Raw genomic sequence first — 26,835 nt, 5'->3', positions numbered from 1 at the left:
CGAGGCCTGTCTAATGGCCTCCTTACTGAGATATCGCCCCCGGTTGTCGTACAGGTTGAATCACCACGGATTTAACAGACACCTCAGAGTCATTTATGGACTTATCTTTGTCGCCAGGCTTCATCATTTCTACCGCTTTAAACGAAAGTAGCTTTCCCTCTTGTTTTCCTGCCATAAAGACTCCGTTATCATGCACCTTATGCAGTCATGAACATCAAGGTAGGTTACTCTGTATATGCCCATATTTTACCCAGGTATAGGTTGGCAAGGCACACTTTAACCCACCTTTAAATGTAGGATTTCATGATATTCGATGAGACAACGTGAAACTTAATGATAACCACAAAAATCACTAACTCATTAAAAATTAAGAAAATGGACATCATAAACCAATGAGTACAATAGAAAACTTAGACTCCCACACCCCCATGATGCAGCAGTATCTCAAGCTGAAGGCTCAGCACCCGGAAATACTGCTGTTTTACCGCATGGGCGACTTTTACGAACTGTTTTATGACGATGCGAAACGCGCGTCTCAACTGCTTGATATCTCCCTGACCAAACGCGGCGCATCTGCAGGCGAGCCAATCCCAATGGCAGGCATTCCTCATCATGCGGTAGAAAACTACCTCGCCAAGCTGGTCAATCAGGGTGAGTCCGTTGCTATTTGTGAACAGATTGGCGATCCGGCGACCAGCAAAGGCCCGGTTGAGCGCAAAGTGGTACGTATTGTCACACCAGGCACCATCAGTGATGAAGCGTTGTTGCAGGAACGCCAGGACAACCTGCTGGCCGCCATCTGGCAAGACAGTAAAGGGTACGGCTACGCTACGCTGGATATCAGCTCCGGGCGTTTTCGTGTCAGTGAACCCGCTGACCGCGAAACCATGGCCGCGGAATTGCAGCGCACCAACCCCGCTGAATTGCTGTATGCCGAGGATTTTGCCGAAACCTCACTGATAGAAGGACGTCGCGGCCTGCGCCGTCGTCCGCTGTGGGAATTTGAAATTGATACCGCCCGTCAGCAGTTAAATCTGCAGTTCGGCACGCGGGATCTGATTGGCTTTGGCGTGGAAAACGCCCCACGCGGATTATGCGCTGCCGGCTGTCTGCTGCAATACGTAAAAGATACCCAACGCACCTCGCTGCCGCATATTCGTTCCATCACCATGGAGCGTCAGCAGGACAGCATCATTATGGACGCCGCCACACGCCGCAATCTGGAAATCACCCAGAACCTGGCGGGCGGGGTGGAAAACACGCTGGCTTCAGTACTCGACTGCACCGTGACACCGATGGGTAGCCGTATGCTCAAGCGCTGGCTGCATATGCCGGTCCGCGACACCAAAATCCTCATCGAGCGCCAACAGACCATCGGCGCGCTGCAGGATACCACCAGCGAATTACAACCCGTGCTGCGTCAGGTAGGCGATCTGGAACGTATTCTGGCGCGTCTGGCCCTGCGTACTGCGCGCCCGCGCGATCTGGCCCGTATGCGTCATGCCTTCCAGCAATTACCCGAACTGCGCGCACAACTGGAAAACGTAGACAGTGCCCCCGTGCAGATGCTGCGCGAGAAAATGGGTGAGTTTACTGAGCTGCGTGAACTGTTGGAACGTGCCGTCGTGGAAGCTCCGCCGGTGCTCGTACGTGACGGCGGCGTCATTGCCCCAGGCTACAATGAAGAGCTTGATGAGTGGCGAGCGCTGGCTGATGGCGCCACGGACTACCTCGATAGACTGGAAATCCGCGAACGCGAACGCACCGGTCTGGACACGCTGAAAGTAGGATTTAACGCCGTGCACGGCTACTACATTCAGATCAGCCGTGGGCAAAGTCATCTGGCGCCAATTAACTACGTACGCCGCCAGACATTGAAAAACGCCGAACGCTACATTATTCCGGAACTGAAAGAGTACGAAGACAAAGTTCTGACCTCAAAAGGCAAAGCGCTGGCGCTGGAAAAACAGCTGTATGACGAACTGTTCGACATGCTGCTGCCACACCTGGCTGATTTGCAACAGAGCGCCAGCGCGCTGGCGGAGTTGGACGTGCTGGTCAACCTCGCGGAGCGTGCTTATACCCTGAATTACACCTGTCCGATCTTCACCGATAAACCCGGCATTCGTATTACCGAGGGACGTCATCCGGTGGTTGAACAGGTGCTGACCGAGCCGTTTATCGCCAACCCGCTTAACCTCTCGCCTCAGCGACGGATGCTGATCATCACCGGCCCAAACATGGGGGGTAAAAGTACCTATATGCGCCAGACTGCGTTGATTGCGCTACTGGCCTATATCGGCAGCTACGTTCCGGCACAGAAAGTCGAGATCGGGCCTATCGATCGTATCTTTACCCGCGTGGGCGCGGCGGATGATCTGGCATCGGGTCGTTCCACCTTCATGGTAGAAATGACCGAAACCGCCAACATTCTGCATAACGCCACCGAGAACAGTCTGGTGCTGATGGATGAGATTGGACGCGGCACCTCCACCTACGACGGCCTGTCGCTGGCATGGGCATGCGCAGAAAATCTGGCGAATAAAATCAAAGCATTAACTTTATTTGCGACCCACTACTTCGAACTGACGCAGTTACCGGAGAAGATGGAGGGCGTCGCTAATGTGCATCTGGATGCGTTAGAGCACGGCGATACCATCGCCTTCATGCACAGCGTGCAGGATGGCGCGGCGAGCAAGAGCTATGGTCTGGCAGTCGCTGCCCTGGCTGGCGTACCGAAAGAGGTGATCAAACGCGCGCGGCAAAAACTGCGCGAACTGGAAAGCATTGCGCCAAATGTTGCCGCAACCCAGGTCGACGGTACGCAGATGTCGCTGCTGTCAGTACCGGAAGAAACGTCACCCGCCGTTGATGCGCTGGAAAACCTCGACCCGGATTCGCTAACGCCTCGCCAGGCGCTGGAGTGGATCTACCGGTTGAAAAGTCTGGTATAGCAATAAGAGCCCGATAGCAGTAACCCTAAAGAAAAAGGCCAGTCTCAATGAGACGGGCCTTTCTTGATAGAACTTGTGCTTACTCGCGGAAAAGCGCTTCGATATTCAGTCCCTGAGTCTGCAGAATTTCACGCAGACGACGCAGACCTTCAACCTGAATCTGGCGAACACGTTCACGAGTGAGACCAATTTCACGGCCCACATCTTCCAGTGTCGCAGCTTCGTACCCCAGCAGACCAAAACGACGTGCCAGCACTTCACGCTGTTTGGCGTTCAGTTCGAACAGCCATTTGACGATGCTCTGTTTCATATCATCGTCTTGCGTGGTGTCTTCCGGACCGTTTTCCTTTTCATCGGCCAGAATATCCAGCAACGCTTTTTCGGAATCGCCACCCAGGGGGGTGTCTACCGAGGTAATACGCTCGTTGAGTCGGAGCATACGGCTGACGTCATCAACCGGTTTATCCAGTTGTTCAGCAATCTCTTCTGCACTCGGTTCGTGGTCCAGTTTATGCGACAACTCACGCGCGGTACGCAGATAGACGTTCAGCTCTTTTACAATGTGAATCGGCAGTCGGATCGTACGGGTTTGGTTCATAATCGCCCGTTCGATCGTCTGGCGGATCCACCAGGTTGCGTATGTTGAGAAGCGGAACCCACGTTCCGGGTCAAACTTCTCGACGGCACGGATAAGCCCTAAATTGCCCTCTTCAATCAGGTCCAGCAAAGCCAGACCACGATTGCCATAACGACGAGCAATTTTCACCACCAGACGCAGGTTACTTTCAATCATGCGACGGCGAGATGCGACATCTCCACGCAGTGCGCGACGCGCAAAATAAACTTCTTCTTCGGCTGTTAACAGTGGTGAATAACCAATCTCACCAAGGTAAAGCTGAGTCGCGTCCAACACACGCTGTGTGGCCCCCTGCGATAACAGCTCTTCTTCAGCCAGGTCGTTATCACTGGGTTCCTCTTCACTCAAGGCTTTTTCATCAAAAGCCTCTACTCCGTTCTCATCAAATTCCGCATCTTCATTTAAATCATGAACTTTCAGCGTATTCTGACTCATAAAGGTGGCTCCTACCCGTGATCCCTAACGGAACTAGCACGTGAAAGCCTGGTTCCGCCTAATTATCGCTGCGGTAAATAGCGCAGCGGGTTTACGGATTTCCCCTTGTAACGAATTTCAAAATGCAAGCGTGTTGAACTGGTTCCGGTGCTACCCATGGTAGCTATTTTCTGCCCCGCCTTGATTTCTTGTTGTTCCCGGACCAGCATTGTATCGTTATGGGCGTAGGCGCTCAGGTAATCATCGTTATGTTTGATGATAATAAGATTACCGTAACCACGCAGCGCATTACCGGCATAGACGACGCGTCCATCTGCGGTCGCGACAATAGCCTGTCCTTTGCTGCCTGCAATGTCGATCCCTTTATTGCCACCTTCGGTAGCTGCAAAGTTTTCGATCACTTTGCCGTCAGTCGGCCAGCGCCATGTAGAGATTGGCGAGCTAGTCGACGTTGAGCTTGCAGTTGATTCGGTTGTGCTAACTGCTGGAGCCGTTACAGGCGCTGTGACCACAGTCCCAGCAGGCTTGTTGTTCGGCAACATTTTGTTAGCACTTTGTTCACCTGAATCCTCAGAATACGTAATTGTTGGTTTCGAAGCAACAGCAACGGTGGAATTTTGTGCAGGGTTGGTCACAACTCCTTGCTGTGCTGCATCCGCCTGGGTGATGGCATTGCCACCGGTAATCGGTGCGCCAGACGCGTTGCCCACTTGCAGAGTTTGACCGACATTCAGGCCATACGGGGCCGGAACGTTATTGCGTTGTGCGAGGTCACGGAAATCGTTCCCGGTGATCCAGGCAATATAGAAAAGGGTATCGCCTTTCTTAACAGTATAGGTACTGCCGCCCGTGTAGCTACCTTTCGGAATATTCCCATACTTACGATTGTATACAATACGACCGTTTTCCATCTGCACAGGCTGTTGAGCAACAGGCTGGATTTGCGTTGGCTGTGTGGTTGGTTGCTGCACCGACTGGATCTGTGGCGTCTGCTGTACCGTCGACGTCGAGCCCATTTTGGGTGGAGGCGTAATCAGCATGCCAGAACTGGTGTTCGTTGATGCACTACCGTTAACCGAGCTGACCGGCGCTGGTGGATTCGAGGTGTTTGAACAACCTGCCAACCATAGTGAAACCAGTGACAATGCCGCAATGCGGCGAACGGTAAATTTGTGGCTTCCCGCGCTCATTTATCCCCCAGGAAAATTGGTTAAAACCAGTGACGTAATCACCGTGCAAGGCACCGTCACAATACGCTTACTCTTTCGAGAATAACCAGGAAAACTCCAGGTATTCAGCAGCGCTATCTACGCAAGCTCCCCTTTCACTAAGGGAACGAAACGTACGGCCTCCACGGTATCGATAATAAATTCGCCTCCCCGACGACGCACCCGCTTCAGAAACTGGTGCTCATCGCCCACGGGTAAGACGAGAATGCCGCCCTCATCCAGTTGCATCATCAATGCGGTCGGGATCTCGGGCGGCGCTGCCGTTACAATGATAGCGTCAAACGGAGCTCGTGCCTGCCAGCCTTGCCATCCATCACCATGACGGGTCGAAACATTATGTAAATCAAGCTGCTTCAGGCGGCGACGCGCCTGCCATTGCAAACCTTTAATGCGCTCAACGGAGCACACATGATGCACCAGGTGCGCCAGAATCGCCGTCTGGTAGCCAGAGCCAGTACCAATTTCCAGCACCCGAGACTGCGGCGTTAGCTCAAGCAGTTCGGTCATTCGCGCAACCATATAAGGCTGCGAAATCGTCTGCCCCTGACCAATCGGCAGGGCAATATTGTCCCAGGCCTTATGTTCAAACGCCTCATCAATGAATTTTTCACGCGGCACGGCGGCGAGCGCATCGAGGACAAGCTCATCTCTGATGCCTTGCGCACGTAATTGTTCAAGAAGAGTGTGTACGCGTCTGCTTACCATTGCGTGTCGACTCCCACGCTGTCTAACCAGTCAGAAACCACTTCATGCGCGCCGTATGCGGTTAAATCGACATGCAGCGGCGTGATGGAAACATAGCCTTCATCGACGGCGGCAAAATCCGTATCCGGCCCGGCGTCGCACTTTTCGCCCGGTGGCCCGATCCAGTACAGGGTATTACCGCGTGGGTCCTGCTGTGGAATAACCTGATCCGCCGGATGGCGACTGCCGCAGCGCGTGACGCGAATACCTTTAATCTGATCCAGCGGTAAATCCGGCACGTTGATATTCAAAATGCGACCGGTGCGCAGCGGTTCACGACTCAGCGCCCGTAAGATACGACAGGTTACTGCGGCAGCAGTATCGTAGTGTTTATGGCCATCAAGTGAGACAGCCAGCGCCGGGAATCCCAGATGACGGCCTTCCATTGCCGCCGCAACGGTACCGGAATAGATAACATCATCACCCAGATTAGGACCCGCATTAATACCAGAAACGACAATGTCCGGACGCGGACGCATTAATGCGTTCACGCCCAGATAAACGCAGTCGGTGGGCGTACCCATTTGTACGGCGATATCGCCGTTATCATAGGTAAAGGTGCGAAGTGAGGATTCCAGCGTCAGCGAGTTAGACGCGCCACTGCGGTTACGATCCGGGGCAACCACCTGTACGTCAGCAAACTCACGCAGCGCTTTCGCCAGCGTTTGTATACCGGGTGCGTGGACCCCATCATCGTTACTCAGCAATATACGCATAATCACCCATTGTGTTAATAAGTTCCCTTACAACACTGGTGGCGAAGCTACCTGCCGGTAGCCAGAAGCGTAACTCGACGGTTACGTCATCCCACCAGTTCCAGCTTAATTGTTGTGGATACAGCAACATAGCGCGACGCGACGCGTCGACTTTCTCGCGCAATAACAGAGACTGCAGCGCGGTTTCATCAGCAACAGCGGCTTTTTCAAACGCCAGTGCGTCGCGCTGAGTTCCCCACTCACCGCTGCCCGGTAATGCCGCTGTGATCATCAATTCTTTCTCATCGACGCGACGCTGTAATTCAGTGTGTTCTTCCTGTGTGGCGACAAACCAGCTTCCGCGTCCGGATAATTGTAGCGCATCGCCGTCAACAACTTGATTAAAGTCTGTTTTTTTCAAGCGTTCACTGACTATCTGATTAAACAACGCGCTACGGGCCGCCGACAACCAAAAACTGCGTTTATTGCGATCGCGCACCGGCGCATCGCTTTGTGCCCAGCGCAGCGCCCCTTGCAGGTTGCTACCGCCAATACCAAAACGCTGAGCGCCAAAATAGTTCGGTACGCCGCGTTCGCTAATCGCCTGCAAACGCGCTTCAACGTCATTTCGCTCGCTCACTTCACGCAACACCAGCGTAAATTCGTTGCCTTTCAGCGCCCCTAAACGCAGCTTACGCTTGTGGCGCGCGTACTCCAGAACTTTACAGCCTTCGAGCTCAAATTTGCTTAGATCAGGCATTGCATTGCCCGGTACACGCGCGCACAGCCACTGTTCCGTGACCGCATGCTTATCTTTCTGCCCAGCAAAGCTCACTTCACGGGCGTGAATTTTCAGGAATTTCGCCAGCGCGTCAGCCACAAAACGGGTGTTACAACCGTTTTTCAGGATGCGCACCAAAACATGCTCGCCTTCGCCATCCGGTTCGAAGCCTAAATCTTCGACGACAACAAAGTCTTCCGGATTCGCTTTCAGGACGCCATGGCCCAGTGGTTTGCCATGGAGATACGTCAGATCGTCAAACACAGTCATTTCGGTGCCTTAATGAGTAACGCCACTGCTTCACAGGCAATCCCTTCCCCACGCCCGGTAAAACCGAGTTTTTCCGTGGTGGTCGCTTTCACGTTAACATCATCCATATGGCAGCCGAGATCTTCGGCAATAAACACGCGCATTTGCGGAATGTGCGGCAGCATCTTCGGTGCCTGAGCAATAATTGTCACATCCACATTACCAAGCGTATAGCCTTTGGCCTGAATACGCCGCCAGGCTTCTCGCAATAATTCACGACTATCGGCACCTTTAAAGGTCGGGTCGGTGTCAGGGAAGAGTTTACCGATATCCCCCAGCGCAGCCGCGCCCAGCAGAGCATCGGTTAGCGCGTGTAACGCCACATCGCCATCAGAATGCGCCAGCAATCCTTTTTCATACGGGATGCGCACACCACCAATGATAATTGGGCCTTCTCCGCCAAAAGCGTGTACGTCGAAACCGTGTCCAATTCGCATTATGTCTTCTCCTGGTGGGTAGTCCGGGTCAGATAAAATTCGGCCAACGCCAAATCCTCTGGACGCGTTACTTTAATATTATCAGCCCGTCCTTCAACGAGCTGAGGATGTAAGCCGCAATATTCCAGCGCCGAGGCCTCATCCGTAATGGTTGCGCCTTCGAGGAGCGCACGGGTCAGGCAGTCGTGCAACAGCTCGCGAGGGAAAAACTGCGGCGTCAACGCGTGCCATAAATCGGTGCGATCGACCGTATGGGCAATGTCTGTTCGGCCCGGCTCCGCGCGCTTCATCGTGTCGCGTACTGGTGCCGCCAGGATCCCGCCGGTGCGGCTGGTCTCACTGATTGCCAGCAAACGGGCTAAATCATCCTGGTGCAGACACGGACGCGCGGCGTCATGCACCAGTACCCAACTGGCCTCACCTGCGGCTTGCAAACCGGCAAGGACAGAATCGGCACGCTCGTTGCCGCCATCCACTACGGTAATTTGCGGATGCGCGGCGAGTGGAAGTTGGGCAAAGCGGCTGTCGCCTGGGCTGATAGCGATAACGACTCGCGTCACCCGGGGATGAGCCAGCAGCGCATCAACCGAGTGTTCAAGAATGGTTTTATTGCCAATAGAGAGGTACTGCTTAGGACACTCTGTTTGCATTCGGCGGCCAAACCCGGCAGCCGGCACCACGGCGCAAACGTCCAATAAAGTGGCTGCCATGTTAAATCCCTGGACGGTTTATCGATTATTTTGCCCTGCAGTCTGAGCGCGTTTAGACGCGTCAGGCACCAGACGATAAAAGGTTTCGCCCGGCTTAGTCATGCTGAGTTCGTTGCGCGCGCGCTCCTCAATAGCCTCTTGTCCGCCATTGAGATCGTCAATTTCGGCAAAGAGCTGATCGTTACGTGCTTTTAGTTTCGCGTTCGTAGCTTGCTGCGCAGCAACATCATCGTTGACGCGACTATAGTCATGTATGCCGTTCTTACCGAACCACAGCGAATACTGCAGCCAGACCAATAAAGCCAGCAACAGCAGCGTTAGTTTACCCATCCTGCCCCCTGAAAAACGGCATTAACATCCCATAACTTCCGCAGACAACTTTACATCAACGGTCGGGAATGCCGCGACAACGCGGGCAAATGTACCACATTTGCCCGTTGTTACGTATACCCCGTGTAAGGAGAACATAATCTCATTGTTGGTTACGGTTTGAATTATGACCAGAGAGTGAGCAACATCAGCGATTGTTAAAAAAAGGCGTTTGCCTAACCCAACAACCACAGAAATAGCGCGCCAAACATCGCCCCAACCACCAGCAGGGTGCAGGTAATGCTCAACAGCAACAGCCCCTTCAATAGGGAGTGCAGCGCAATACCCGCGACAATCGCCACGGGCAGCAATGCGAGGAAAAAGGGCCAGGTATAAATGAAGAAAAAGAGTGTGTTAGGGCCATAAATCAGAAACGGAATCCCCAGCGCCAACAGCCACGCGATAAAACCGACCACGGCACCCGGTAGTGACCAGGTGGTTTCATCGTCGGCGGCGAAGGTATCTGACTCTGTAATAGTAATGTTATGGCTGTTACGCATATCTAATCCTGTGACCGTGACTGACCGGGCATACAAGCTCGGGTGTCTCAGGATCTGATAATATCTTCCTGCCTCAGCAGGTCTAATAATTGGGGTACCAAATTTGTTACCAATTGTTCACCATCAAGGTGAATCTCTGGCGATTCAGGCGCTTCGTATACCGAATCAATTCCGGTGAAATTACGCAACTCACCCGCCCGCGCTTTTTTATACAGCCCTTTTGGATCGCGTAATTCGCACGTTGCCAGCGGCGTATCGACAAAAACCTCAATAAAACGCCCTTCGCCAACGCGTTCACGGACCATTTTGCGTTCGGCGCGATGTGGAGAGATAAAGGCGGTCAACACCACAAGACCCGCATCCACCATCAGGTTAGCCACCTCGCCAACCCGACGAATATTCTCCTTACGATCGGCATCGCTAAACCCAAGATCGCTGCACAGGCCGTGGCGCACGTTATCGCCATCCAACAAATAGGTACTCACTCCCAGCTTGTGCAACGCCTCTTCCAGCGCCCCTGCTACCGTGGATTTACCGGAACCAGACAGCCCGGTAAACCACAGCACAACACCACGATGACCGTGGCGTTGTTCCCGCTGTTGCGGTGTAACAGGATGGGCATGCCAGACGACGTTTTCGTCATGCAGCGCCATTATTTTCCTCCCAGCAGATCGCGCGCGCCCCAGTGCGGGAAATGGCGACGCACTAACGCATTAAGCTCCAGCTCAAACGCGCTGAACTGAGAAGCCGCGGTGTGCTCCTGGACGATTGGCTCACGTACCAGCCCCGCGCCAACGGTAACGTTGGTCAGGCGGTCAATGATAATCAGCCCGCCCGTAACCGGGTTCTGCTGATAGGTATCCAGCACCAGCGGCTCATCAAAGGTCAGATTAACCAGACCGATGCCGTTTAGCGGCAACGCTTCAACATCACGTTGGGTCAGGTTATTAATATCAATCTGGTACTGCACGTTATCAACGCGTGCGCGGGTCTTCTTACCGGCGACTTTGATGTCGTAGCTCTGTCCAGGCGACAACGGTTGTTCCGCCATCCACACCACATCAACGGCAGCGCGTTGTACCGCAGGTAACGCTTCACCGGCATCAAGCAGCAGGTCGCCCCGGCTGATATCGATCTCATCTTTCAATACCAGGGTGATCGCTTCACCCGCATGTGCTTCCTGTAAATCACCATCAAAGGTTACGATCCGTGCCACGCTCGACTCAACGCCGGATGGCAGCACTTTGACGCGTTGCCCTACCTTCACACTACCGGAGGCCAGCGTCCCGGCATAACCACGAAAATCCAGATTCGGTCGGTTCACATACTGCACCGGGAAGCGCATCGGCTGAGTATCAACTATGCGTTGGATCTCAACGGTTTCCAGTACTTCCAGTAGCGTCGGACCGCTGTACCACGACATGCTGGCGCTTTGTGAAGCCACGTTGTCGCCTTCCAGCGCAGAGAGCGGCACAAACCGGATATCCAGGTTGCCCGGCAACTGTTCAGCAAAAGTAAGATAGTCTTCGCGAATGCGGTTAAATGTCTCTTCGCTAAAGTTCACCAGATCCATTTTGTTGATCGCCACCACCAGGTGTTTGATCCCAAGTAGCGTGGAGATAAAGCTGTGACGACGGGTCTGATCCAGCACGCCTTTACGCGCATCGATCAGCAGGATCGCCAGGTCGCAGGTCGACGCACCGGTCGCCATGTTGCGGGTGTATTGCTCATGACCGGGAGTATCCGCAATAATAAATTTACGCTTCTCGGTAGAGAAATAACGGTAAGCCACGTCGATGGTGATGCCCTGCTCGCGCTCGGCTTGCAAGCCGTCAACCAATAACGCCAGATCGAGCTTTTCGCCCTGAGTACCGTGACGTTTACTGTCGTTGTGCAGCGATGAAAGCTGGTCTTCATAAATCTGACGCGTGTCGTGCAGCAGGCGACCAATCAGGGTGCTTTTCCCGTCATCCACGCTACCGCAGGTTAAAAAACGCAGCAGGCTTTTGTGTTGCTGGGCGACCATCCAGGCTTCAACGCCGCCTTCATTAGCAATTTGTTGTGCAAGTGTCGTGTTCATGGCGGCTCCTTAGAAATACCCCTGACGTTTCTTCAGCTCCATGGAGCCCGCCTGGTCGCGGTCAATCACGCGGCCCTGACGTTCACTGGTGGTTGAGACCAGCATCTCTTCGATGATTTCAGGCAGCGTCTGCGCATTCGACTCCACCGCGCCTGTTAACGGCCAGCAGCCGAGCGTACGGAAACGCACCATGCGTTTTTTAATCACTTCGCCCGGTTGCAGATTGATTCTGTCGTCATCAATCATCATCAGCATGCCGTCGCGTTCCAGCACCGGACGCTCCGCCGCCAGGTACAGCGGCACGATGTCGATATTTTCCAGCCAGATGTACTGCCAGATATCCTGTTCAGTCCAGTTGGAGAGCGGGAATACGCGAATGCTTTCGCCTTTGTTAATCTGTCCGTTGTAGTTATGCCACAGTTCCGGACGCTGATTTTTAGGGTCCCAGCGATGAAAACGATCGCGGAAAGAATAAATGCGCTCCTTGGCACGGGATTTCTCTTCGTCACGACGAGCGCCACCGAACGCGGCGTCGAAACCGTATTTGTTCAACGCCTGCTTCAACCCTTCGGTTTTCATAATATCGGTATGCTTGGCGCTACCGTGAACAAACGGGTTGATGCCCATCGCCACCCCTTCCGGGTTTTTATGCACCAGCAGTTCACAACCGTAGGCTTTCGCCGTGCGGTCACGAAACTCGTACATCTCGCTGAATTTCCAGCCGGTATCAACGTGCAGCAGAGGGAACGGCAACGTGCCAGGATAAAATGCTTTACGCGCCAGATGCAGCATTACGCTGGAATCTTTGCCGATGGAATACATCATCACCGGATTCGAAAACTCGGCGGCCACCTCACGAATAATATGGATGCTTTCCGCTTCCAGTTGCCGCAGGTGGGTAAGTCGTTTTTGATCCATAACCGTTCCTATGTAATGCCGTTATTTTGCTAACGATGCTCAGATAACCTGACTATAGGGAGGGCAAGAGGGCGAATGAAATTACGAATTGGAATGAGTAGTTCCTCAAAGGAATAACGATCCGGAAAAGCAAATATCAAAAAGTGCTTAAGCTACCGAATTTAGGGCATTTAGGAGCAAATGAAATTGTTTTACCTCGATCACGGTTTCATACTAGCGGCTAAAAATTTCTGCTTGGTATTTAAGGACTCATTATGTTTTCCGCAACGCGCCCCCTTCTTGCAATCCTGGCGCTCGGCGCGTGCTTTATCCTTCCCGCACAGGCAACATCTTCCAAACCTGGAGATATCGCAAATACCCAGGCTCGATATATCGCAACGTTTTTCCCAGGCCGAGTAACGGGCTCTCCGGCAGAAATGTTGTCTGCTGATTATATTCGTCAGCAATTTCAGCAGATGGGCTACAGCAGTGATATTCGAACATTTAATAGCCGTTATGTTTATACCGCCAAAAATAACCGTAAAAACTGGCATAACGTCACGGGAAGTACCGTTATTGCCGCACATGAGGGTAAAGCGCCACAGCAGATTATTATCATGGCGCACCTCGACACCTACGCCGCGCAGAGCGACGCCGATTCCGATGCCAATCTGGGTGGATTGACCCTGCAAGGTATTGATGACAACGCCGCAGGACTTGGCGTGATGCTGGAACTGGCGGAAAAACTCAAAGACGTGCCGACGCAGTACGGCATTCGATTTATCGCCACCAGCGGCGAGGAAGAAGGCAAACTGGGCGCGGAGAACATCCTGAAACGAATGAGCGCCGCCGAGAAGAAAAATACGCTGCTGGTTATCAACCTCGATAACCTGATCGTCGGCGATAAGCTCTATTTCAATAGCGGTAAGAAAACCCCGGAAGCGGTGCGAAAATTGACGCGTGACCGGGCGCTGGCCATCGCGCACAGCCGCGGTATCGTAGCCAGCACCAATCCGGGACTGAACAAAAACTATCCGAAAGGTACTGGATGTTGTAACGATGCAGAGGTCTTTGACAACGCGGGCATTGCCGTGCTCTCCGTTGAAGCAACCAACTGGAGTCTGGGCAAGAAAGATGGCTATCAACAGCGCGCCAAAAGCGCCTCGTTCCCGGCAGGCAACAGCTGGCACGATGTGCGACTGGATAACCAGCAGCATATCGATAAAGCCTTACCGGGCAGGATAGAGCACCGTAGCCGCGACGTGGTACGCATTATGCTCCCGCTGGTGAAAGAACTGGCAAAGGCGGGTAAATCCTGACGAAGAAGCCCGGTAATATGTAATCATTACCGGGCTTTTATCTTTTACCCTTCGTGCAATCCGCACTCGCGCTTCAATCCGAAGAACCGCGTCTCTTCTTCCGCCATACCCGGCTCCCATTTGCGGGTGGTATGGGTATCACCAACTGACAGATAGCCCTGATCCCACAGTGGATGGTATTTCAGGCCGTGCTTTTGCAGGTACTGGTAAACGGTACGGTTGTCCCAGTCGATGATCGGCAGCACTTTAAACACGCCGCGCTGGATAGCCAACACCGGCAAATGCGCCCGGCTGCCCGACTGCTCGCGGCGCAGACCGGCAAACCAGGTTTGCGCATTGAGTTCTTTAAGCGCGCGGTTCATCGGCTCGACTTTGTTGATCTCATTGTATTTCTCAATGCCTTCAACGCCCTGCTCCCACAGTTTGCCGTAGCGCGCTTCCTGCCAGGCCGCGCTCTCCTTCGCCCGGTAGACTTGCAGATTAAGCTTGAGCTTGTCCGTTAACTCATCAATAAACTGGTAGGTTTCCGGGAACAAATAGCCGGTATCGGTGAGGATCACCGGGATATCCGGGTGAACCTGATTCACCAGGTGCAGGCTTACTGCCGCCTGGATACCAAAGCTTGATGACAGTACATATTCACCAGGCAGGTTTTCCAGCGCCCACGCCACGCGATCCTCTGCGCTCAATTTTTCCAGTTGGTCGTTGGTTTGTGCCAACGCCATAACGCGTTCAACTTTCGGCAGCGCGTTCAACGCGTTGAGATCGAGTTTGGACATAAATTCCTCGCTGTTTACCTTGCCTGATGGCGCTGCGCTTATCAGGCCTACAGATTCAGCAGACCCGATAAGTCAATTTCACTTTATTCCCAGAAATCCCGGGCGGGATCGAGCACCGGGCGAATGATGCCCGCACGCACCGTAAAATCACCGAAGCCTTCACCCGCTTCGCGCTCTTTCGCCCAGCGCCCAACCAGTTCGTCAACGGAGTCGAGAATTTCCGATTCCGTAATATTTTCGCGATACATACGCGGAATGCGCGTGCCCATGCGGTTACCGCCAAGGTGTACGTTGTAGCGCCCCGGGGCTTTACCCACCAGGCCCAGTTCCGCCAGCATCGCGCGGCCGCAGCCGTTCGGGCAGCCTGTAACGCGCATCACGATATGCTCGTCAGGAATGCCGTGTTTTTCGAGAATAGCTTCCACTTTATCAGTGAACGATGGCAGGAAACGTTCGGCCTCCGCCATCGCCAGCGGACAGGTCGGGAACGACACGCAGGCCATCGAGTTTTCACGCTGCGGCTTCACCGCATTCATCAATCCGTGATCGCGCGCCAGCTTCTCGATCTTCGCTTTTTGGCTTTCCGGCACACCAGCAATGATCAGGTTCTGGTTGGCGGTGATGCGGAAATCCCCTTTGTGGATCTTCGCGATCTCCAGCAGGCCGGTTTTCAGCGGACGGCCCGGATAATCCAGGATACGGCCGTTTTCAATAAACAGCGTCAGGTGCCAGTTATTGTCGATCCCTTTTACCCAACCAATACGATCGCCGCGACCGGTGAACTCGTACGGGCGGATCGGCTCAAATTTGATGCCCGCGCGACGCTCCACTTCCTCTTTGAACGTGTCGATACCAACGCGTTCAAGCGTGTATTTGGTTTTGGCGTTTTTACGATCGGTACGATTGCCCCAGTCGCGCTGCGTTGTCACCACAGCTTCTGCTACCGCCAGGGTGTGCTCCAGCGGCAGATAGCCGAACTCGCTCGCGGTGCGGGCGTAGGTTTTCTTATTGCCGTGCTCAATCGACAAACCACCGCCGACCAGCAGGTTAAAGCCCACCAGCTTGCCGTTTTCGGCAATCGCTACGAAGTTCATGTCGTTGGCGTGCAGATCGATGTCGTTCTGCGGCGGGATTACAACCGTGGTTTTAAACTTACGCGGCAGATAGGTTTGACCGAGGATCGGCTCTTCGTCGGTGGTCGCTACCTTCTCCTGATCCAGCCAAATTTCTGCATAGGCGCGAGTACGCGGCAGCAGATGTTCGGAGATCTTCTTCGCCCATTCATAGGCTTGGGCGTGCAGCTCGGACTCGTACGGGTTAGAGGTACACAGAACGTTACGGTTCATGTCGTTGGCGGTCGCCAGCGCGTCCAGCCCGACCGAATGCAGCATCTGGTGTACCGGCTTAACGTTCTTCTTCAGAATGCCGTGAAACTGGAAGGTCTGACGGTTGGTCAGACGAATGCTGCCGTAAATCGTGTTGTCATGGGCGAACGTGTCGATCGCCTGCCACTGTTTGGTGGTGATCACCCCACCCGGCAGACGGCAGCGCAGCAGCATCGCGTGACGCGGCTCCAGCTTTTGCTCAGCTCGTTCGGCGCGGATATCGCGGTCATCCTGCTGGTACATACCGTGAAAACGGATCAGCAGGAAGTTATCGCCTTTGAAGCCGCCGGTCAGGCCGTCGTTTAAATCTTCGGCAATCGTACCGCGCAGATAGTTGCTTTCCAGCTTCATACGCTCAGCGTCGGACAGCTTGCCTTCGACCACCAATGGTCCTGGGTATTTTTCGCTCATTAGTAGACATCTCGCTGATAACGGCGCTCAATGCGCAGCTCACTTAAAAATTCATCCGCCGCTTCGATATCCATAGAACCGAATTCGGCAATCACTTCCAACAAAGCCTGCTCAACGTCTTTCGCCATGCGATTGGCGTCGCCGCAGACATAAATGTGGGCACCGTCGTTTATCCAGCGCCACAGTTCCGCACCCTGTTGGCGCAGTTTGTCTTGTACGTATATTTTTTCTTTCTGGTCACGGGACCAGGCCAGATCGATACGGCTCAGCACGCCCTCTTTGACGTAACGCTGCCATTCCACCTGGTACAGGAAATCTTCGGTAAAGTGTGGGTTGCCAAAAAACAGCCAGTTTTTGCCTTCGGCTCCGTCAGCCGCACGCTGCTGCATGAATGCACGGAACGGCGCAATCCCCGTGCCTGGTCCAATCATAATCACCGGTGTCTGCGGGTTAGCCGGCAGGCGGAAGTTATCGTTGTGTTCGATGAACACGCGCACTTCACCCTCTTCTTCCACGCGATCGGCGAGGAAACTGGACGCACCGCCAGCACGGGCCCGACCTTCAATGTCATAACGCACCACGCCCACGGTGACGTGCACTTCGCTTTCCACTTCCGCCTGGGAAGAGGCAATAGAATACAAACGCGGCGTCAGCGGGCGCAGAAGTTCAACCAACGTTTGGGCGTCCAGTTGCGCTGGGGAGAAACGCACCATATCGACGATTGGCGTGGTTGCGGCGTAATGCTGCAATTGCGCTTTGTCGCCCACCAGCGGCAGCAGAGAGTCGCTACGGGTTAAAGTGGCATAGTTCTCGACGATATTGCCGGTGTTAACCGTCAGCTCGAAATGCCACTGCAGCGCTTCGGTGAGCGACAGGGTTTTGCCGTCAACCGTGACCGGCTCATCTCCTTTCAGCCACAGCAATTCAACCAGCTCTTTGACCAGCTCAGGATCGTTCTGATACCAGACTCCTAAGGCATCGCCCGGCTGGTAGCGCAGGCCGGAATCGCCGAGATCGATTTCGATATGGCGCACATCTTTTTCCGAGTCGCGACCGGTGATTTTCTGATTCACCGCAAGCGACGCCGTCAGCGGCGCTTCTTTGGTGTACGGGCTGGTGTGTACTTCGTTTACCGCACCGCTCGCAGCAATTTGCACAGACGATGCCGCAGGGGCACGCGCTTTCAGGACATCAACCAGACGGGCACGCCATTCGGCTGCCGCGCCCTGGTATTCGACGTCGGCATCCACGCGGTCAAGCAAGCGTTCACCGCCCAGCTCAGCCAGTTTTGCATCGAAGTCTTTTCCTGACTGACAGAAAAACTCGTAAGAAGTGTCACCAAGACCAAACACGGCAAAAGCGGTGTTATCGAGCTTCGGCGCTTTTTTCGAGAACAGGAATTTATGCAACGCTACGGCTTCTTCCGCCGGTTCACCTTCCCCTTGCGTCGACGCCACTACGATCAGCAATTTCTCATTGGCGATTTGTTTGAATTTATAGTCGCCAGCATTGGTGAGAGTGACGTTGAGCTTTGCAGCGATCAGATCATCGCGCAGGGCTTCCGCCACACGACGCGCATTACCGGTTTGCGAGGCGGAGATAAGCGTAATGCCAGGCATTTCAGCAGCAGGCGCAGGAGTCGCCGCATTGCTGCCTGGCTGCTGATTCAGCACGCCCCAAAAATAGCCAGAAACCCACGCAAGCTGTGCGGGAGTGAAATCGGTCGTGGCCGCCTGAAGGCGTGCCAGTTGCTCCGGGTTTAGCGGTAGCAGAGCGGAAGGTGGGGCCTGTGTCGTCATGCGTTGTCATGTTCCAGTAAGCAAAGCGGATTTCAGCAATAAAACCCAAACTGAAGATAAGGTTAACGGCGGGGATAGTAACAATTAAAGAAGGGATAGAAATAACAAATAACCAAATGAACTAACCTGTTTTAGTTATAGTTATTAACAGCAAAACAGATTGGATAACTATATGATATATCAATAATTATTAAATATTACCATCATGAATCGGTCGTTCTGATACTCAGCGCCCTTTTAACTAATGATAAAATTCGCTCTTTACGGTACCCTACGGCGGTTTTTCGCATTCTTGAGAGTAAAAAATGTCCACCACCTTGTTTAAAGATTTCACCTTCGAAGCCGCTCACCGCCTGCCGCATGTACCGGAAGGGCATAAGTGTGGCCGCCTGCATGGTCACTCATTTATGGTGCGTCTTGAAATTACCGGTGAAGTCGATCCGCATACCGGTTGGATCATGGATTTTTCTGAGTTAAAAGCCGCGTTTAAGCCAACTTACAACAGACTCGATCACTACTATCTGAACGATATTCCCGGCTTAGAAAACCCAACCAGTGAAGTTCTGGCCAAATGGATTTGGGATCAGGTTAAACCGGTTGTCCCTCTGCTGAGTGCCGTAATGGTGAAAGAGACCTGCACAGCAGGCTGCGTGTATCGCGGGGAATGATTGTATCGTCTGTGGCGACGGTCAATTTTCCTTAACTAACACTCTGTTAGGGTTATGTGCTCTGGATATCTGGAGCACAACATGTCTGACGATTTCGATATTATTATTATCGGTGCAGGGATAGCGGGCACCGCTTGTGCTTTACGCTGCGTGCGAGCAGGACTGTCAGTTTTGCTTATTGAACGCGGCGAGCTTCCCGGCAGTAAAAACCTTTCCGGCGGGCGTCTGTATACTCACGCGCTCGGTGAACTTCTTCCCCACTTCCAACATTCAGCCCCACTTGAACGCCGAATTACCCAGGAAAATCTCTCGCTGTTAACTCGCGATGGCGCAACAACGTACTCCAGCCTGCAACCGGAGGGAAACTCATGGAGCCTGCTGCGCGCCCGCTTCGACCCGTGGTTTGTCGCCCAGGCCGAGGACGAAGGCGTACAGTTTATCAGCGGTGTGACGGTCGAGGCGCTCCATATCGAAGAGGGCAGAGTCTGCGGCGTTATTGCCGATAACGAGACGCTGCGCGCCCGTTATGTGGTACTGGCGGAAGGGGCAAACAGCGTACTGGCCGAGCGCTACGGATTCCTGCCGCGTCCCTCGACAACCGCAATGGCATTAGGCATTAAAGAGACTTTGGCGCTGGATAAATCGTTACTTGAGGAACGTTTCCGCTTATCCAATGACGAAGGCGCGGCAATGCTGTTCAGTGGCAATATTTGTGGCGAACTTCCCGGCGGCGCGTTTCTCTATACCAATCAGGAGACGCTCTCTCTGGGCGTGGTTTGTCCGCTCTCCTCTTTGGCACAAAGCGATGTCCCGGCGGCTGAACTGCTGGAGCGGCTCAAGACGCATCCGGCGTTACATCCGCTGCTCAGAGGCAGCGAAACGCTGGAATATGGTGCGCATCTGGTTCCAGAAGGCGGGTTGCACAGCCTGCCCGTACAATATGCAGGAGAAGGCTGGCTGCTGGTGGGCGATGCGCTGCGCAGCTGTGTGAATACCGGTTTGTCCGTTCGCGGCATGGATATGGCGCTCATTGGTGCTCAGGCTGCGGCGCAAACATTGATTAACGCCTGCCGGAAACGCGAGCCGCAAAATCTGTTTCCGGCTTATCACCACGACATCCAGCACAGCCTGCTGTGGGACGTTCTGCAACGTTACCGGGATGTTCCGGCGTTGCTCCAGCGCCCCGGATGGTATCGCCAATGGCCCATGCTGATGGAGGCTATTTCCCGTGAAATCTGGCATCAGGGCGACCGCCCGGTAGCCCCGCTGCGCCAGATTGTCTGGCGTCAGTTTCGTCGTCACGGCCTGCGTCATCTGGCAGGCGATATCATCAGGAGCTTACGATGTCTGTAGCCCGTAACGTCTGGCGTCCCGCCGACATTTCACATATTGTTCCTGCGACCGTTATTGACAGCAAAACGGCAGAACGGTTGATTACGTCCTGCCCCGCCGGACTGTTTTCTCTTACGGCGGAAGGTGAGCTACGGGTCAACTTTCGCGGCTGCCTGGAGTGCGGCACCTGTCGACTGCTGTGTGATGAAAAAACGCTGCAACAGTGGCGCTACCCCGCGTCCGGCTTTGGCATCACTTACCGATTTGGATAATTTAATAGGATAATTTATGCCCCTGTTACACCTGCTTCGCCAGAATCCGGTTATTGCCGCGGTGAAAGACAACGCCAGCCTACAATTAGCCATCGATTCCGAATGCCAGTTCATCTCTGTTTTGTACGGCAATATCTGCACCATCAGCCATATCGTGAAGAAGATTAAAACTGCCGGTAAATACGCATTTATCCACGTTGATCTGCTGGAGGGCGCGTCTAATAAAGAGGTGGTGATCCAGTTTCTGAAGTTGGTCACCGAGGCCGACGGCATCATCAGTACCAAAGCGTCGATGCTGAAAGCGGCGCGGGCAGAGGGCTTTTTCTGTATTCATCGCCTGTTTATCGTCGACTCCATCTCCTTTCACAACATTGATAAGCAGGTCGCACAGTCAAACCCGGACTGTATTGAGATACTACCGGGATGCATGCCGAAAGTGCTGGGATGGGTGACGGAAAAAATACGCCAGCCGTTGATTGCCGGTGGTCTGGTTTGCGATGAAGAGGACGCCCGCAATGCGATGAAAGCCGGTGTGGCGGCGCTTTCAACTACCAACACCGACGTCTGGACGTTAGCGAAAAAGCTGCATTAACCCGAGCCGCCGGATAGCGGTGTAAACACCTGATCCGGCCTCCCCCTGGATTAATTTTCTGCGATGGCTGCCAACGCCTCCAGCACCGGCAGCCAGTCATCCACAATGCCGACATCCGCCTGTGAGAAGACCGGCGCTCTGGCGTCACTGTTTATCGCCACGACGAACCGGCTCTGACGAACCCCGGCCATTAGCGCCGCCGCGCCGGATGCCCCCGCGACAATGCAGACATCCGGCGCAAGCAGATGACCTGAGATGCCAATCACGCGCTCAGCGTCAAAGCCGCCATTCATCACCCGTGCACGGCTGTATCCCACTTCGGCACCAAACTCCTTACCAAGAGCGGTAATTTTTTCGGCATCGGCGTCACTTCTTCCCTGCCCGACCACCAGCACACGCCGGGCCTGCAACAAAGGATGAGCTGTAACACGGTCGATGCTTTCTACGCTATCCAGCCAGCCCGGAGGTGTCGTGGGGGCAATTCGGCGTTCAACCATCACGGGAAGAACGTTGCCCGACGCGCTCGTTTCCGGTTGTCGTGCCAGTGACAGGCACCAGGGGCGCGCGGTGATTTGTAGCCTGGCCGTCAGCGCATTCCCCCAGTGGAATTTCGTCACCAGCCCCTGTTGCGCATCCAGCGTCTGCACCTGGCAAACGCTGCCGCCATGCAGACGCCAGGCCAGCCGCGTCGCAAGCTCATCCCCCAGCGCACCCGCCGGGAAAATCAGGATGTCGGCTGGCGTCAGCAACCACTGCGCCGCCAGCGCGTCCAGCACCTGCTCCGCCACGTCCGGCATCGGGTCGAGAGTCCAGCGTTCCAGTTCTGCTGCATTAAACGCGTTTTCTGCAATCCAGCCTGCCAGTGCAGCGCATTCACCCGATTCCGTAATCACAACGATCTTCATGGCTGCATCCTCTGGCGCAAATAATCATTCCACAATATCCGCGCTTTTTCCTGCGCCGTCGCGCCGTCGATAATCGTGGCGCTGCGCCGCTGCGCCGGTCGCACCAGCTTCTGACATTGCACGTTCGGGGGTTCATCACTGGACGCTGGCTGACGTAAAATCTCCGCTTTTGCCGCCGCCAGACGCTGACGCATTCCGGGGACGGGAAGCGCCACTTCACCACACTGCCTGACGGCAATCACTGCCGGAAGCCGCACCCGGCAGCGGCGTAACCCGGTTGTCGTTCGCTGTTCGACAACAATAAAAGGCGGCGTCAGCGTAAAACGCTCCACCTGGGTAAAGCAGGGCCAGGCCAGCATTTCAGCCATCAGAAATGGCGTTTGCCCGTTCTGCCCTTCGCTACTCTGACAGCCAGTGATAATCAAATCCGCGCCGTGATGACGCTGCCAGTCAGTTATTTGCCGGGCAATGAATTCCGGCGCAAAGCGCAGATCCGCCGTCGTTTCCAGCAACACCGGCTTATCAAAACCCAGCGCAGCAAAATAGCGCAACCAATGAATCGCACGCTCATCGCTAATGCTTAGCGCGGTTAACGTCATATCACAACCTTCACGACGTTGCGCCAGCAGTAATGCTGCAGCCGCCTGCTCATCGGCACCAGGAGAACAGCGCAGCAGCGCGGTGTCCGGGCCACGGTTATCTTCCGTCGCCGCCAGCCAGTCTTTTTCCGCCAACATGCCGGAGTCTGGTTCGGCCTTAAACGCGAACAGAATGTTCATTTGCTCCTCCCTGTATTTTCTCCACGCTTCCGGCCGCCACCAGCGGCAATGCCTTCGTTTCCGGTGCCCATAGCCAGGTCACCACAAATCCAATGAGGAGCACGCCAGCCAGCAGCAGCAGCGTGACCTGCATCCCCCATTGCGCCAGCGTCCAGGGCAGCAGGCCGGTGCTGATTGCTGCGCCCAATCTGCTCATCGACGTCGCAAAACCCACGCCCAGCGAACGGATATCCGTCGGGAAGCTTTCAGCAGGCAGGATCCCTACCAGATTACTGACCGCAGAAATTGTGGTGCTGAACAGGACAAAAAGCAGCAGCGTCAACGAGCTACCAGATGGCAGAAAAGCCATCACCACCAGCGTGGCAGCCAACAGAAAAAAACTCCCAAGCAGAAACCGTCGGTGCGCCAGCAGATGTGTTAATACCAGCCCCAGCAGTGCGCCAACGATTAACAACGCATTCAGCAGCAGGCTGGCGGTGAGCGCATCCTCCAGGCCGAGGGTCCCGGCAATGGTAGGCAGCCAGGTGTAGATAACAAACCAGGGGATCACCAGACAAACAAAAAACACGCTGTTAAACGCGGTTCGCCGCCAGTAGAGAGGGGAAAAGAGCGTTTTGATGTGTTTCCCGGACGCCGCAGAAACCTCGTCGCCGAGCAATACGTGCGGCCCAAGATAGCGGTGAACAATAGCGTGGGCTTCCGCGAAACGCCCCTGGCGCAGCAGCCAGCGAGGCGATTCCGGCGTCCCCCAGCGAAGCAGGGTAATCAATAGTGCGGGCAGCGCCGCCGACGCCAGCAGCCAGCGCCAGGCATCCGGGCTTTCGGTAATAAAGTGGTGTCCCGCCAGGCTTGCCAGCACATAGCCGATGGTCCATACCACGCTAAAAGCCCCCAGTAACACTCCCCGATGTCGTCGTGGTGAAAATTCGGCCAGCAGGGTGTGTCCCACGGAATAATCGCCTCCCAGCCCAATCCCAATCAGGATGCGTAAACCAATAAGCTGTTCCGGCGAGGTGGCGAAAAGCTGTAAAAAAGAGGCGATAGTGATCAGCACAAAGCTGAAAGTGAAGATCTTCTGTCGACCAATGTGGTCTGAAATCCAGCCCAACACCAGACTACCGAGAAACAACCCGAGCAGCGCCGAGCCGCCAATCATCCCGGCCATAAACGGCGTGAGCTGCATGGCAGGTGTTAACTGAATAATGGCATAGCCGACAACGCCAAGAACATAGCCGTCGGTAAGGTGAGCACCAAAGGTCAAGGCGGCAATACGACAGTGAAAACCGTTAAGCGGTAAATCGTCCATTCGCACCGGTGAAGTGTTCATTTCTACCCCTGTCCGGTAAAATTGTGGCTTCCCGATCAGGAAGCCAGCTGATGTTTATTTCTCAATCGGGTAGATCGTTCCCGTGTTCATAATGCCGTTTGGATCAAACTGACGTTTCAGACCTTCCAGCAGCGGCCACGCGCTGCCATGTTCCAGCTTGCTCCAGTGAACACGATGCTTGCCGATGCCGTGGTGATGCACCATTGAGCCGCCAAGACGGATCGTCTCTTCGCAAATAATCTTGTTAAGCGGGTTGTGGTACTTATCAATCTCCTCTTCCGGCTTGCAGTCCACTACGTTGTAGTCATACACAAAGTACATGTTGGTACCGTTGATATAACTATGGGAAGAGTGACCGCCCAGCATGGTGATGTCATCCGCGTGCGGGAATTCAGTACGAATACGATGGATCACGTTTTCGTAAATTTGATGGATGCAGCTCCAGCTGCCGGAAACTTCCGTCGTAAAGCCCATATTGCCGGTTTTCAGGATCTGTACGCGTTCGGCAGCCACTTTTTCCGGGCCCCAGTTCAGATGGTTAAACCAGTTCTCAATTAGCTTGCTGTCCACACGCTTACACTGTGGATAACGCGCGACGATCTCCGCAATGCCCTCGCCAGTGGCTTGCGCCATTCGCGGATTGCCCTCAGCCATGAAGATCAACACGCATTTCCCGTCAGCGAAGTGCGTGAAATGCTGGGTACCATCCTCGGCGTCATACAGGCGTGCAATCGAAGGACGGTAGCCTTCCACCATCACCTCACGCAGGATGTCGAAACCGATTTTCATGTCGTCCAGAATGTAGCCGTAAAACAGGTTATTTTCCGGCGTGAACTTGAATATTTTCACTGTTACTTCAGTGATATAGCACAGCGCGCCTTCGTTCCCAATGATGATGTGGCGAATGTCCGGCCCGGCAGCCCGGCGTGGCACGTTCTTGATGCGGGTTACCGTGCCGTCCGGCAGCACCGCCTCCAGCCCCACGACCATATCTTCAATGGCACCGTAAAGAGTGGAGAACTGCCCGATGCTGCGGGTTGCAACCAGGCCGCCCATCTGCGCCAGCGGCTTAGACTGCGGCGAATGCCCGGTGGTATATCCTTTTTCGCGCAATGCATTTTCCAGAATCTCAAGCGGCACGCCGCATTGAGCGGTCGCCTGCATATTTTCGATATCCATGCTCAGGATCTGGTTCATCCCTGCCCCGTCCAGCACCACGGAGTCTTTAACCACCGTTTCCAGCCCCCCTTCCGTCGCGGATGCGCCGGTACGCGGAACTCCATTGATTTTATGCTGATTCATAAACGCCAGAACGCGGGAAACCTGCTCTGTCGAACCGAGTTTTACCACTGCCGCCGGAATGGGTAGTGTATAAATACCGTGAATGTCGGCATATTTACGAAAGCGGTCAATACTGTTTTTCTTTAATACCGTTTCATCGGTAATTACGCGTTCGGACCCAACAATTTCTTTTAACTGGTCAACAATCGCTTCGCGAGATAAAGGCATAGCTATTCCTTCCTGATAATTAGCAGAACAATTAATAATACAGAAACTATAGGTAGATATTAGCGAACTAAATAACCGCCATCGACGACCAGTAAATGACCGTTAACATAATTAGAAGCCTGACTGGCAAGGAATATCGCAGCCCCCATTAAATCCTGGGTATCGCCCCAACGATTAGCTGGGATATGATCCAATACGCGCTGATTCGTTTCCGGATTGCTGCGCGTAGCCAGCGTAATATCCGTTGCATAATATCCCGGTGCGATACCGTTAACCTGAATATTATATTGCCCCAATTCATCGCAATACGCCTTGGTAAAACCGGCAAGCGCATGTTTTGTCGCTGAATAAGCCGGAGACCACTGTCCGCCAAGATAAGAGAACAAAGAACAGATATTTATAATTTTACCGCTGTTTTGCGGAATCATAATTTTTGCCGCTTCGTAGCTCAGTTCAAACGCCGCCGTCAGGTTGACGTCAATCATCGGATCCCAGTCCGCACGACCAAAGTCCAGTACCTTATTCAGCTTACAAATTCCGGCGTTGTTCACCAGAATATCAACGGTGCCAAAACGCTCGCAGCAGGCGGCGATAATCTTCTGCGGTGCCCCTTTTTCGGTGATATCCACCTGTATAAACTCGACTTCAACACCCTGTTTTTCAATAATTTCCTTCGTTTCGCCGTTATCTTTTACAAAACTTGGGATAAACAGATTCGCCCCGGCTTTCGCCAGCGCCATCGCAAAAGCCTGACCCAGACCGCTGTTGCCGCCCGTTACGATCGCCGTTTTCCCTTTCAGGGAGAAAAAATTCATTGAGAATGCATTGAGAGATTCGATTGACATAGCTGGCTCCAAATTCCTTTAGGCAAAAAAAAAGAAAGGCAACTTCCCCCGCTAGAGGGAAGTCACCTTTCTCATTATCTCTGGTAACTGGAATGAATTTTTAGCATAACGAGAAAATATCTAACGTGATCAAAAT

Annotated in this window: 27 protein-coding genes and 1 pseudogene; 7 read left to right on the top strand and 21 right to left on the bottom strand. The window is 53.9% G+C overall.

Going from position 1 to position 26,835, the window contains the following annotated elements; translation table 11 throughout:
- Positions 1-22: 22 nt before the first annotated feature.
- Positions 23-175 carry a hypothetical protein gene (locus tag HV243_RS25490; protein ID WP_242672051.1) on the bottom strand — a complete coding sequence of 51 codons (153 nt, stop codon included), beginning with the start codon at positions 173-175 and terminating at the stop codon, positions 23-25.
- Between the two features lie 217 nt (positions 176-392).
- Between HV243_RS25490 and mutS the strand changes: the two genes are divergently transcribed.
- Complete coding sequence (gene mutS, locus HV243_RS05270) at positions 393-2,954, top strand: DNA mismatch repair protein MutS (protein WP_047414286.1); 2,562 nt, start codon at positions 393-395, stop codon at positions 2,952-2,954.
- Between the two features lie 79 nt (positions 2,955-3,033).
- Here the strand turns inward: mutS and rpoS are convergent, their stop codons facing one another.
- Both rpoS and nlpD read right to left on the bottom strand, forming a co-directional pair.
- Positions 3,034-4,026, bottom strand: coding sequence for an RNA polymerase sigma factor RpoS (rpoS, locus tag HV243_RS05265; protein WP_000081498.1), 993 nt, complete (start codon positions 4,024-4,026; stop codon positions 3,034-3,036).
- Between the two features lie 62 nt (positions 4,027-4,088).
- A complete protein-coding gene (gene nlpD, locus HV243_RS05260; RefSeq protein ID WP_230330220.1) occupies positions 4,089-5,171 on the bottom strand; it encodes a murein hydrolase activator NlpD in 1,083 nt (360 codons plus the stop codon).
- Here nlpD and HV243_RS25485 point away from each other — a divergent pair.
- Entirely contained in the window at positions 5,074-5,301 is a 228-nt protein-coding gene (locus HV243_RS25485) for a hypothetical protein (protein ID WP_225622947.1), read from the top strand. The genes nlpD and HV243_RS25485 overlap by 98 nt on opposite strands.
- A gap of 32 nt (positions 5,302-5,333) precedes the next feature.
- Here the strand turns inward: HV243_RS25485 and HV243_RS05255 are convergent, their stop codons facing one another.
- The 10 genes from HV243_RS05255 to cysD all read right to left on the bottom strand — a co-directional run bounded on the left by HV243_RS05255 (position 5,334) and on the right by cysD (position 12,798).
- Positions 5,334-5,960 (bottom strand): protein-L-isoaspartate(D-aspartate) O-methyltransferase, encoded by a 627-nt coding sequence (locus tag HV243_RS05255; protein WP_003034172.1) that lies wholly within the window; start codon positions 5,958-5,960, stop codon positions 5,334-5,336.
- On the bottom strand, positions 5,954-6,715 hold the full coding sequence (gene surE / locus HV243_RS05250; RefSeq protein WP_016154207.1) for a 5'/3'-nucleotidase SurE: 762 nt from the start codon (positions 6,713-6,715) through the stop codon (positions 5,954-5,956). The genes HV243_RS05255 and surE overlap by 7 nt, the downstream gene beginning before the upstream one ends.
- Positions 6,696-7,745: a tRNA pseudouridine(13) synthase TruD gene (gene truD / locus HV243_RS05245; protein WP_016154208.1), complete on the bottom strand. Its 1,050-nt coding sequence runs from the start codon at positions 7,743-7,745 to the stop codon at positions 6,696-6,698. Before truD ends, surE begins: the two co-directional genes overlap by 20 nt.
- A complete protein-coding gene (gene ispF / locus HV243_RS05240) occupies positions 7,742-8,221 on the bottom strand; it encodes a 2-C-methyl-D-erythritol 2,4-cyclodiphosphate synthase (protein WP_016154209.1) in 480 nt (159 codons plus the stop codon). Before ispF ends, truD begins: the two co-directional genes overlap by 4 nt.
- Entirely contained in the window at positions 8,221-8,931 is a 711-nt protein-coding gene (ispD, locus tag HV243_RS05235; protein ID WP_046274807.1) for a 2-C-methyl-D-erythritol 4-phosphate cytidylyltransferase, read from the bottom strand. The genes ispF and ispD overlap by 1 nt, the downstream gene beginning before the upstream one ends.
- An 18-nt stretch (positions 8,932-8,949) precedes the next feature.
- Complete coding sequence (gene ftsB, locus HV243_RS05230) at positions 8,950-9,261, bottom strand: cell division protein FtsB (protein WP_003034163.1); 312 nt, start codon at positions 9,259-9,261, stop codon at positions 8,950-8,952.
- 215 nt (positions 9,262-9,476) lie between these two features.
- On the bottom strand, positions 9,477-9,800 hold the full coding sequence (locus tag HV243_RS05225) for a DUF3561 family protein (protein ID WP_016154211.1): 324 nt from the start codon (positions 9,798-9,800) through the stop codon (positions 9,477-9,479).
- 47 nt (positions 9,801-9,847) lie between these two features.
- Positions 9,848-10,453, bottom strand: coding sequence for an adenylyl-sulfate kinase (gene cysC, locus HV243_RS05220; RefSeq protein ID WP_019077557.1), 606 nt, complete (start codon positions 10,451-10,453; stop codon positions 9,848-9,850).
- On the bottom strand, positions 10,453-11,880 hold the full coding sequence (cysN, locus tag HV243_RS05215) for a sulfate adenylyltransferase subunit CysN (protein ID WP_053389704.1): 1,428 nt from the start codon (positions 11,878-11,880) through the stop codon (positions 10,453-10,455). Before cysN ends, cysC begins: the two co-directional genes overlap by 1 nt.
- Before the next feature lie 9 nt (positions 11,881-11,889).
- Entirely contained in the window at positions 11,890-12,798 is a 909-nt protein-coding gene (gene cysD, locus HV243_RS05210) for a sulfate adenylyltransferase subunit CysD (protein ID WP_053389703.1), read from the bottom strand.
- 254 nt (positions 12,799-13,052) lie between these two features.
- Between cysD and HV243_RS05205 the strand changes: the two genes are divergently transcribed.
- The gene (locus tag HV243_RS05205) at positions 13,053-14,096 is read left to right on the top strand and encodes an aminopeptidase (RefSeq protein ID WP_016157334.1); all 1,044 of its coding nucleotides are present in this window, start codon (positions 13,053-13,055) and stop codon (positions 14,094-14,096) included.
- A 44-nt stretch (positions 14,097-14,140) separates the two neighbouring features.
- Here HV243_RS05205 and cysH read toward each other — a convergent pair whose 3' ends face one another.
- From cysH to cysJ, 3 genes are all read right to left on the bottom strand, one after another.
- Positions 14,141-14,875: a phosphoadenosine phosphosulfate reductase gene (gene cysH, locus HV243_RS05200; protein ID WP_053389702.1), complete on the bottom strand. Its 735-nt coding sequence runs from the start codon at positions 14,873-14,875 to the stop codon at positions 14,141-14,143.
- A gap of 83 nt (positions 14,876-14,958) precedes the next feature.
- A complete protein-coding gene (cysI, locus tag HV243_RS05195; RefSeq protein WP_016154216.1) occupies positions 14,959-16,671 on the bottom strand; it encodes an assimilatory sulfite reductase (NADPH) hemoprotein subunit in 1,713 nt (570 codons plus the stop codon).
- A complete protein-coding gene (gene cysJ, locus HV243_RS05190) occupies positions 16,671-18,470 on the bottom strand; it encodes an NADPH-dependent assimilatory sulfite reductase flavoprotein subunit (protein WP_053389701.1) in 1,800 nt (599 codons plus the stop codon). The genes cysI and cysJ overlap by 1 nt, the downstream gene beginning before the upstream one ends.
- A gap of 305 nt (positions 18,471-18,775) precedes the next feature.
- Here cysJ and queD point away from each other — a divergent pair, with 305 nt between their 5' ends.
- The 4 genes from queD (at position 18,776) to HV243_RS05170 (ending at position 21,334) form a co-directional block, all read left to right on the top strand.
- Entirely contained in the window at positions 18,776-19,138 is a 363-nt protein-coding gene (gene queD, locus HV243_RS05185) for a 6-carboxytetrahydropterin synthase QueD (protein ID WP_016154218.1), read from the top strand.
- A gap of 81 nt (positions 19,139-19,219) precedes the next feature.
- A complete protein-coding gene (locus HV243_RS05180; protein ID WP_053389700.1) occupies positions 19,220-20,491 on the top strand; it encodes an FAD-dependent oxidoreductase in 1,272 nt (423 codons plus the stop codon).
- On the top strand, positions 20,482-20,742 hold the full coding sequence (locus HV243_RS05175; RefSeq protein WP_046276160.1) for a ferredoxin: 261 nt from the start codon (positions 20,482-20,484) through the stop codon (positions 20,740-20,742). The genes HV243_RS05180 and HV243_RS05175 overlap by 10 nt, the downstream gene beginning before the upstream one ends.
- A gap of 16 nt (positions 20,743-20,758) precedes the next feature.
- The gene (locus tag HV243_RS05170) at positions 20,759-21,334 is read left to right on the top strand and encodes a glycerol-3-phosphate responsive antiterminator (RefSeq protein WP_016154221.1); all 576 of its coding nucleotides are present in this window, start codon (positions 20,759-20,761) and stop codon (positions 21,332-21,334) included.
- Between the two features lie 50 nt (positions 21,335-21,384).
- Here the strand turns inward: HV243_RS05170 and HV243_RS05165 are convergent, their stop codons facing one another.
- The 5 genes and pseudogenes from HV243_RS05165 to HV243_RS05145 all read right to left on the bottom strand — a co-directional run bounded on the left by HV243_RS05165 (position 21,385) and on the right by HV243_RS05145 (position 26,699).
- Positions 21,385-22,239, bottom strand: coding sequence for an electron transfer flavoprotein subunit alpha/FixB family protein (locus HV243_RS05165; protein WP_053389699.1), 855 nt, complete (start codon positions 22,237-22,239; stop codon positions 21,385-21,387).
- The gene (locus HV243_RS05160) at positions 22,236-23,018 is read right to left on the bottom strand and encodes an electron transfer flavoprotein subunit beta/FixA family protein (RefSeq protein WP_053389698.1); all 783 of its coding nucleotides are present in this window, start codon (positions 23,016-23,018) and stop codon (positions 22,236-22,238) included. The genes HV243_RS05165 and HV243_RS05160 overlap by 4 nt, the downstream gene beginning before the upstream one ends.
- Positions 22,996-24,354: pseudogene (locus HV243_RS05155) on the bottom strand (MFS transporter); the annotation flags it as partial. The pseudogene HV243_RS05155 and the gene HV243_RS05160, both read right to left, overlap by 23 nt.
- Before the next feature lie 45 nt (positions 24,355-24,399).
- Entirely contained in the window at positions 24,400-25,854 is a 1,455-nt protein-coding gene (locus tag HV243_RS05150) for an FAD-binding oxidoreductase (protein WP_053389696.1), read from the bottom strand.
- A 59-nt stretch (positions 25,855-25,913) separates the two neighbouring features.
- The gene (locus HV243_RS05145; protein WP_016157343.1) at positions 25,914-26,699 is read right to left on the bottom strand and encodes an SDR family oxidoreductase; all 786 of its coding nucleotides are present in this window, start codon (positions 26,697-26,699) and stop codon (positions 25,914-25,916) included.
- Positions 26,700-26,835 lie beyond the last annotated feature (136 nt).

It is taken from the genome of Citrobacter sp. RHBSTW-00599, assembly GCF_013784065.1.
Classification (GTDB): Bacteria; Pseudomonadota; Gammaproteobacteria; order Enterobacterales; family Enterobacteriaceae; genus Citrobacter; species Citrobacter braakii.
Note: the sequence above shows the minus strand (reverse complement) of the source record. Positions and strands in the feature narration are given on the sequence as shown.